General features: G+C 38.8%; 1 pseudogene. It reads right to left on the bottom strand.

The features are described 5' to 3' along the window. Window positions 1-255, bottom strand: a pseudogene (locus WFK35_RS23165) (PQQ-dependent sugar dehydrogenase); the annotation flags it as partial.

Below are 255 nucleotides of genomic sequence, written 5' to 3'. Positions count from 1 at the left end.
ACCTGATATCCTACCAAAGAAGATCTGTTCCAAGATCCGTGCTGTCCGATAAATGCTCCGTTTTTATATTTTTCGGGAAATTGTGAACCTGTATAAAATGTTAAACCTAAAGAGGCCGTATGACTTCACAAAGGAACATCCGGAACAATGGTTTTCTGTACAAGATCCTGTCTTTCTCCTTTTCTTCTCGGATCTTCATTTTTACCGAAATAGGAATACGGCCAGCCATAAAAAGCATTCTGTTTTACACTGGTA

This window comes from Chryseobacterium sp. VD8, assembly GCF_037149975.1.
Lineage (GTDB): Bacteria > Bacteroidota > Bacteroidia > Flavobacteriales > Weeksellaceae > Chryseobacterium > Chryseobacterium indicum.
Note: the sequence above shows the minus strand (reverse complement) of the source record. Positions and strands in the feature narration are given on the sequence as shown.